Consider the following 8683-nt stretch of genomic DNA (forward strand, 5'->3'; position numbering starts at 1 on the left):
GAAAAAAATATACATGAACTCCATTTTTATTTAAAAAATTAATGTTTTTTATCAAAGCTTGCATTTGTCTGTATTACAGAATATTAACATCATTTTGCTTGTTTTTGTGAATTATGCAGGTTAAAATTCCTATTTGGAAAAGAACATTTGACATATTATTTACATCCTTTGCTGTTCTTGCTTTATCCCCAATATATTTGTTAACAATACTACTTATTCGTTTGGAATCAAAAGGTCCAATTTTTTATAATGCCACAAGAGTTGGTGCAGGATTAAATATATTTCCGTTTCATAAATTCAGATCAATGTATGTAGGAACCGATTCTGCTACTAAGATGAAAGAACTTGCTGCACTTAATCAATATACTAATGAAAGTGAACAAAAAGAGATAGATGCCGGACCGGTTTACGATTGTCCCCGATGCAATAAAGCAGAAGAACCATGTTCACCTATCTTAAAAGATAATAAGGGCAAAGATATATGTGAATATCAATACAATAATTGGAAAAAGAAGAAAGAAAAAAACGTTTTTGTTAAGTATGCAAATGACCCAAGAATTACGAAAGTTGGGAAATTTATTAGAAAAACAAGTATTGATGAACTTCCACAATTATTTAATATCCTTAAAGGCGATATGTCTATTGTAGGCAATAGGCCAATTCCAATGTATGAAAGCGAATTAATTACATCTGATGCTTGGGGTGAGCGTTTCAATGCTCCGGCAGGCCTTACGGGACTTTGGCAGGTTTCTAAAAGAGGAAAAGCAGAAATGTCGGAAGAAGAAAGAAAAAGTCTTGATATAGAATATGCCAGAACTTATTCGTTCTGGGGCGACATAAAAATAATATTTAAAACATTCACAGCAGTACTTCAACACGAAGATGTTTAGCTTATTGCAAGTTTTGGGTATAGCTGAATGTTTCTCAATTGTTAGTTTTCGCAATTGAAATAAGAATGATATAATGAATTTATAATTGTTCAAAATATTTATTTAGTTGTTACTTCTACAATAATGACTATTTTCGTTAATTTAATTAGACTTATGAAGATTATTAAATTATTTAGGCTAAGGAAAGTTTTGATAATTGTAAACATAGTTTTGTTTAGCATTAGTGCTTATTCTCAAGTCAATGAATTAGAAAATATTGTCTATCAAGAATTCGATCCATTGAAATTAATCTCTGATGAAATATTTGAGAATGAAGGAATTGCACTGCCACCATTACAAACCCTTATTGATTCGGCTCAAATTTATTCTCCATTGATAAACCAACAAAGAGTATTAACCGAAATTAAAGAAATTGATCTTTGGAAATCTAGAATGGACTGGACAGAATACATAGGTGCTATTACACAAGTTAAATACGGAAGCATTACTCAGACTGACTATGAAAATTTACTTCAGGATCAAACAGTTTCTGAAGCTAGCAGATATAATGTAGGACTTACTTTAAGACTGACATTATTCGATATTTTAACCAGAGGCAAAAACATACAATTAGTACAAAAAGAATTAGATTTGGCTAATTATAAAAAAGAAGAAGTCGAAAGAATGGTGAAAGAAGAAGTTATTACAAAATATTATACATTGCTCTTAAAACAAAGGCTGTTATCCATTAAAAATGAAATTCACCAAGTACAGGCAATTAATTATAAGTTAGCCGAAAAAGAGTTTTTAGAAGGCGAAATAGACATGTCTGACTATGCAGGAATTATTGAGATAACAGCAAAATCTTCAGCCGGATTAGAGAATGCCAGAATCGAATTTACAATTGCATATTTGATGTTAGAACAAGCAGTTGGTCGAGAAATAAGTGAAATAAAAAAAGCAATAAACAATTAAAAGAGATGAACTTAATTCAAATTGGTAGAATGTTGCTTGACTACAGATGGTTATTACTATCAGTAGGGGTGCTTATATCATCAACAATTTGGTATAAAACCAAGAATGAACAAAAGATATACACCACAGAAGCAACAGTTTATACAGGAATTGCAACAGGTTTTAATATTGAAACAGGTTCGAATGCCAGATTCGATTTATTTGCTACTAATGCAAAATTTGATAATCTTATTAATATAATTAAAAATAGAAATACTCACGAAGAAGCAGGTATGAAATTACTTGCAAATCACCTCGTAGCAGATGAAACAGGAAAGCGTTTCTATTTACACCTAAATAATTTAATACCAGATAGCGTAAGATACAAATTACTTGATATAAAATCAGAAGATAATACCTTTCATAATATAAACAAATATAAAAATAACAGTGATTCTAATGTTATATATAAATTATTGAACTCTGGAAACAAATTTTATAGTGTTAAACAATTGTCAACTATATTTGTACAAAGAGTTCAAAGTAGTGACTTAATTTCGCTAAAGTACTCAACTACCCATGCTGGAATTTGTCAGCAAAGCTTAACTTTATTGATAGAGGTTTTTTTAGAAAGGTTTAAATCTATTCAGGAGGGGCAAACCAATAGTGTTGTTGAATATTTTGAGAATGAAATGACTGCTGCAAAAGAAGAGTTAGCAGAAGCAGAACAAAGACTACTCCATTTTAGAGAGTCAAATAAAATTATCAACTATTATGAGCAAACAAAATTTATTGCTGAAGAAAAGGAAGATTTAGATAGCGAATATCAACAAGAAATAATGGAACTTGCATCTGCAAAAGCTGCACTTTCTGAAATCGAAAGCAGAATGACTATTAAAACAAACATCTCGCTGCAGAATGATAGAATCCTCGAAAAACGAAAAAGACTTTCAGATTTAGCTACAAAAATTACTCTTGCAGAACTTCACAACAAAGGAGACCTAAGAGAAGTAATGCTTCTGAGAGAAGAATCAGAACAGTTGAAAATGGAGATGACTGACGATATTCAGAACCTTTACGCCATAGGTAGGTCTGCCTCCGGATTGCCAATGTCGGTTATTCTCGATCAATGGTTAGAAAATGTTCTTAATGTTGAACAAACCAAAGCTAGAGCAGATGTAATTTTGCAACGAAAAGAAGAATTTTATAAAAAGTACGATACATTTGCTCCATTAGGTTCAGAAAAAAACAAAATTGAGAGAGAAATTGAGCTGGCAGAAGAAAAATATTTGAAGTATGTAGAATCATTAAACCAGAGCCGACTAAAGAAACAAAACGTAGAATCGAGTGCAAGTGTGAAAATCATTGATGAACCATATTTTCCTTTAACTGCCAAAAAATCAATACGTAAGATATTAATAGCAATTGGTTTTATTGTTGGAGTGGTTCTTACTGCCGGAGTATTTATTTTGTTAGAATACGTTGATACCACTATCAAAACTCCTGAGAGAGTAGTTGAATTTACCAAATTATCCCTTCTTGGAGTATATCCGAAAATTTTAGATCAGAAGAAAACCAATGTTGATTTTCCATACATTACCAACAGGCTTGTAGAATTAATAATCCAAAGAATAAAGTTAAGTATAATTAAAATTGAAAAAGAAGAAAACGAACCATACCTTATATTAATAACAAGTACACGTGATAGGGAAGGCAAAAGTTTTATGGCAGATTATTTGTTTGAGAAGATACAGAATGCTGGAAACAAAGTAATGATAATAAAACCACACAGAGAGGAAGATAATAGTGTAGAACTCAAATCGTTGAAAAAAATAGGTGAAGATAGTTTTATAAATAAATTGAGACAATGGTTAGGGATAGAAGCATTAGTAAATGTAATATCAAGTTCACAAAAGAAATTAGACGAATTTGAGGACCCAATAAAATCTAACGAAACTTTCGTTTATGAAATCAGCAATGACTTCTTCGATGTTGACAATATAAAATCTCTGTTACAAAATCCTTATATCTCTACTATTAGCTACGATTATATCTTCTTAATATTACCCCCTTTATTAAAAAGCGAATTCCCTGCCGAAATTGTACGAAAAACAGATTTGTCTATTTTAGTAACAAGAGCAAACAGGAACTGGAACAAAGCAGACGATCAAGCACTACATTTATTTCAAAACTCAATAAATCATAAATCTAAGGTTATTTTAAACGGAACTCGAGTTGATATTTTAGACTCAATGATTGGAGAAATTCCAAAGAAACGATCCTGGAGACGAATTCTTGCTAAGAAAATTATTACTTTCGATTTCTGGTCGCAAAGAGGCATTTAAGAGATTTACATTATGATAAAAAAATTATTAGCAATAATAAAAAATGATAATTTCTTATCCTTATTTGGGCAAGTTAGCTTTGCAGTATTAAGTTTTGGAAGTGTTTCTTTCCTTGCAAGAAGTTTTTCGGTAGGCGATTTTGGAGAATGGGCACTATATCTTGCTGCAATCGCATTTTTTGAAATGATACGTTTCGGAATCATCAGAACTCCACTAGTTCGTTTTTTGGCTGCTGCCGAAACAAATGAAGAAAAAGAAGAACTCATTGGTTCAAGCTGGATTTTAGGCCTGATTGTAACCGTAATTTTGATTTTAATAGTTTCACTTTCTTATCTAATATTTGAAAAAGAAATTAGCGAATCCGGATTTCAATTATTTTTTATATGGTATCCATTATTTTCTATTGTTACACTTCCGTTCAACAATGGATTATCGATACTTCAGGCAGGACAAAATTTTTTAGATTTAATGTACCTGAAAGTAATTGGAATGGGTAGTTTTTTTCTTTTTATATTCTTAAACTATCTTTTTTTCAGACTTGAACTAAAGTATATTGTATATGCAAACATTGCCTCATATGGAATCTCCTCAATATATGGAATAATTAGAGGATGGACTGGATTGAAATTTATGATCAAGGCTAAAACAAAAACAATTTTGGAGCAATTTAATTTTGGCAAATTTAGCTTGCTGACTTTTCTTGGCGGAAACTTACTGAAAAGTTCAGATACATTCATATTAGGTATAATGATGTCTAAAGCAGATGTTGCATTTTATGCAATACCATTGAAACTGATAGAAGTGATAGAAATTCCTATTAGAAGTTTCGTAAATGTAGCATTGCCAAGAATGGCAAAAGCCAGCCGGACTAGTAAAGACGAAGTAAGAGGGATTTTTTATACCTATTCCGGAATATTATCAATGCTATTTCTTCCATTGCTGACACTATTGTTCATTTTTGCAAAACCATTGGTATGGATAGTTGCCGGCGATGCTTATATAGCTGATGGAGTTCCTTCAATAGCTATTTTCAGAATATTTCTTATCTATGGTTTTTTCTTGACTATCGATCGTTTCACAGGAGTTACACTCGATAGTATCAACAAACCAAAGTTTAATTCAATAAAAGTACTTTTGATGGCATCTGTCAATATTATTGGCGATATTATTGCAATATATTATTTCGAATCGCTTCATGCAGTTGCTTTTGTTACAATAATAAATTCAATGCTGGGAGTTTATGTAGGAACTCGATTTTTGAAAAAAGAAATTAATTTAAATATTTTTAAAATCCCGGTAATTGGAATAAAAATTATTAAATCGAAAGGATTAAAACATATATTTAATAAATAATGTAGTAAAATTAGTCTAAATGACTACTATGTAATCTTTCGTTCTTTAAGTATAGAAAAACAAATAAACTAAAAAAAGAGACAAGATTTGAAATAATAACAGATTTTGTAAAACAACAATTAATTCTCAGAAATAAAATTCAGACAAACGAATGGGAAATGCAATTGGAGATACCGGTGCCAAAAGATTTTTTATCCTTGTTGCAATAGCTTTGCTATTGTCTTGGCCTGTAATAGGACATTTGATTGCTACAAAAGGTATAGTAATTGCAGGTATGTTGTTATTCTTACCGGGCATTATTGCGGCAGTAATATTCCTTTTCAAAAATCCGAAATATTCTGTAATTGTAGTTTTTGTTTTATCTTTTACAACTATTGGACTTTTAAGATATTTGCCTGGCCAGCTGCCCTTAGGTTTGTTGGTTGATGCAATTTTGGCAATGGGCATGATGTCGCTTTTTTTTGTTGGATGGAAAAATTTAGATTGGACACCTACAAAAAGTTTTCTTATGTATGTCTCTTTAATATGGATGGGATATATTGTTATGGAGATAGGGAATCCTGAGATGAAAAGTCCTGTTGCATGGTTCTATGCAATGCGAGGCATGGCATTCTATCAATTGCTTATGGTGCCATTAGCTTTGATGACTTTTAGAAGGCTAAAAGACCTTGATACTTTCCTGAAAATATGGTTTGTTTTTTCAATATTAGCATCGCTCAAAGGCTTGCAGCAAGAAATATTAGGACCAGATTTTGCCGAACAAGCATGGTTAGATGGCGGAGGTCATGTAACTCATATACTATTCGGTAAATTGAGGGTTTTTTCATTTTATAGCGATGCAGGTCAGTTTGGAGCCTCACAAGCACAAACAGGATTAGTTGCAATGATTATTGCTTTAGGTCCGGGAACCAAAAAAAAGAGAATGCTTTTTGCTGTGGCATCTCTTCTATCTTTTGCAGGAATGATGATTTCGGGAACTCGTGGTGCAATGGGAGTCCCTGGTATTGGAATGTTTGCATATTTCCTATTATCAAAAAATTTTAAAGTCCTTGCTGCAGGAATTATTTTTGCAATTCTTGCATTTTCTGTAATTAAATTCACAATGATTGGCCAAGGACTACCATTAGTCCCACGAATGCGTACAGCACTCGACCCAAACGACAAGTCTCTTTTAGTTAGAAAAGCTAATCAAGCAAAATTAGCAGTTTATTTAGCGAAGAGGCCAATTGGAGGAGGAATAGGCACTGCGGGTGCTTGGGGACTTAGGTTTAGTCCAAATACATTTTTAGCCCAAACTCCAACTGACAGTTGGTTTGTGAAAATTTGGGCTGAAACGGGAGTTGTTGGTTTTTTACTTCATACTTTTATTCTATTTTTTATACTGATAAAGACGGGCTTTATTCTCTGGTATAAAGTAAAAGACCCGGAAATAAAGTATATTATGATGGCATTATCCTCCGGATTCCTTGGAATAATTGTGGCGAGCTACGGAAACGGAATATTAGGACAAATGCCTTCTTTAACAATTCTTATTTTGACATGGGTATTTCTTAGCGTTTCAGATGAATTAGAAAAAGAAAAATGGCAGAATTTACCTGAAAATGATAATTTGATTACCATTGGAAATGGAGTTTTATTACCAAAGAAAGCTGTCAACGATGAGGCTAAAACAAATATACTTTTAACTTGAAATCTTATTAAGAAGTAATTTTTTTTCATTTATTTTCATTTATTTTTGTGGCTTATAATCAAGTGTTTAAATAAGTAATTCTACGAAAAATTCGTTTTTTTATCGAAAAACACTGAAAAATCGTGAAAGGTTTTTTGCATTTATGTTATTATATAGTGAAGGCTTAAATGTAACAAAACTGAAACGATGAAAACTATATTAAGATTATTAAACGACCTGCTTTTTCTGATTTATCCTCAAGTATGCGAAATTTGCGGAAACGTTCTGTCTGAACACGAAGATCAGATTTGCTCAAAATGTCTTTACGAATTACCAAAAACAAATTTTCACTCAGTTATCGATAATCCTGTAAATCAGCTGTTTTGGGGAAAAGTAAAAATCAATTCAGCGACATCATATTTCTTTTTCAGGAAAGGGAGCAAATTCAGAACACTTATTCATAAATTGAAATATTCAGGTAAAAAAGAAATAGGTTTTGAGTTAGGAAAACGTTTCGGAGGGCAGCTTGCAAAATCAGAACATTTCAAAGACATCGACATAATTATTCCGGTGCCATTACATCCAGAAAAATTAAAAGAAAGAGGTTACAACCAAAGCAATTGGTTAGCAAAAGGAATTTCAAAAACTATGAATAAAATGGTTGATAATAGTTCACTATGTAGAAAAAAATATACTGACACCCAAACAAAGAAAAACCGTCAGGAAAGATGGGAAAATGTTAAATCTGCTTTTGAAATAATTGATGTAGAAAATCTAAAAAATAAGCATGTTTTACTGATTGACGATGTTATAACAACCGGAGCAACTCTTGAAGCATGTGCCAGCAAAATACTCGAAATAGAAAATACAAAAGTTAGCATCGCAACAATTGCTATGGCTGCATAGAATAATCTTTCAATTATTTATTTTTTTTAGAATAAGCCAAAATTGCTTTGTCAAGAATATTTTTAGCTTCAAGATAATCGCCAAAACCATTAGATTTTAATTGCCCTTTCCCTTTATAGTTTGTAAACCAAATTTCTATAATCTCTAAAATTCCATTGAAATTTTTGTTTAAATCTTCAATTTCATATTGTTCAAAAAGTTGAGAATTTGCTTTTATGGCAATAAGTTTGTCGTCTATTTCTCCATTGTCTTCAAGTTTTAAAACGCCAATAAGTCGAGCTTTTACAATGCTTCCGCGCTTTTCGGAACTGCCAAGAACAATTACATCAAGAGGATCATTGTCGCCTCCATCTTCAGCAGGAAGAAGGCTTCGAGGAATCATTCCATAATTTACCGGATATGAAAGATATTTTACAATTCTTGGTTTGCCTTTCCTAAATTCTAATTTTAAATGACCGCTCTCTTTTTCTACTTCCCATTTTTCGTTTGAACCGCTCGGAATTTCAACTATTACATTCAAATTTCCATTTTCATCTACCGGTAAATAATCATGAACAAAATGTTTTGAGCCGGCAAGAGTATATTCA

7 protein-coding genes are annotated in these 8683 nt (G+C 31.8%); 6 read left to right on the forward strand and 1 reads right to left on the reverse strand.

What is annotated here, in order from left to right:
• Nucleotides 1-113: 113 nt before the first annotated feature.
• From HN894_10395 to HN894_10420, 6 genes are all read left to right on the forward strand, one after another.
• Entirely contained in the window at nucleotides 114-890 is a 777-nt protein-coding gene (locus HN894_10395) for a sugar transferase (GenBank protein MBT7143738.1), read from the forward strand.
• Between the two features lie 153 nt (nucleotides 891-1043).
• On the forward strand, nucleotides 1044-1844 hold the full coding sequence (locus tag HN894_10400) for a TolC family protein (protein ID MBT7143739.1): 801 nt from the start codon (nucleotides 1044-1046) through the stop codon (nucleotides 1842-1844).
• A 5-nt stretch (nucleotides 1845-1849) separates the two neighbouring features.
• Nucleotides 1850-4168 carry a hypothetical protein gene (locus HN894_10405; GenBank protein MBT7143740.1) on the forward strand — a complete coding sequence of 773 codons (2319 nt, stop codon included), beginning with the start codon at nucleotides 1850-1852 and terminating at the stop codon, nucleotides 4166-4168.
• Nucleotides 4169-4180: 12 nt separating this feature from the next.
• Nucleotides 4181-5521: an oligosaccharide flippase family protein gene (locus tag HN894_10410; protein MBT7143741.1), complete on the forward strand. Its 1341-nt coding sequence runs from the start codon at nucleotides 4181-4183 to the stop codon at nucleotides 5519-5521.
• A gap of 151 nt (nucleotides 5522-5672) precedes the next feature.
• The gene (locus HN894_10415) at nucleotides 5673-7211 is read left to right on the forward strand and encodes an O-antigen ligase domain-containing protein (protein MBT7143742.1); all 1539 of its coding nucleotides are present in this window, start codon (nucleotides 5673-5675) and stop codon (nucleotides 7209-7211) included.
• Nucleotides 7212-7397: 186 nt separating this feature from the next.
• Nucleotides 7398-8096 (forward strand): ComF family protein, encoded by a 699-nt coding sequence (locus HN894_10420; protein MBT7143743.1) that lies wholly within the window; start codon nucleotides 7398-7400, stop codon nucleotides 8094-8096.
• Nucleotides 8097-8109: 13 nt separating this feature from the next.
• Here the strand turns inward: HN894_10420 and HN894_10425 are convergent.
• The coding region (locus HN894_10425; protein MBT7143744.1) for an inorganic diphosphatase at nucleotides 8110-8683 on the reverse strand (574 nt) is incomplete at its 5' end.

The sequence above is a fragment of the Bacteroidota bacterium genome (genome assembly GCA_018692315.1).
Taxonomy (GTDB): domain Bacteria; phylum Bacteroidota; class Bacteroidia; order Bacteroidales; family JABHKC01; genus JABHKC01.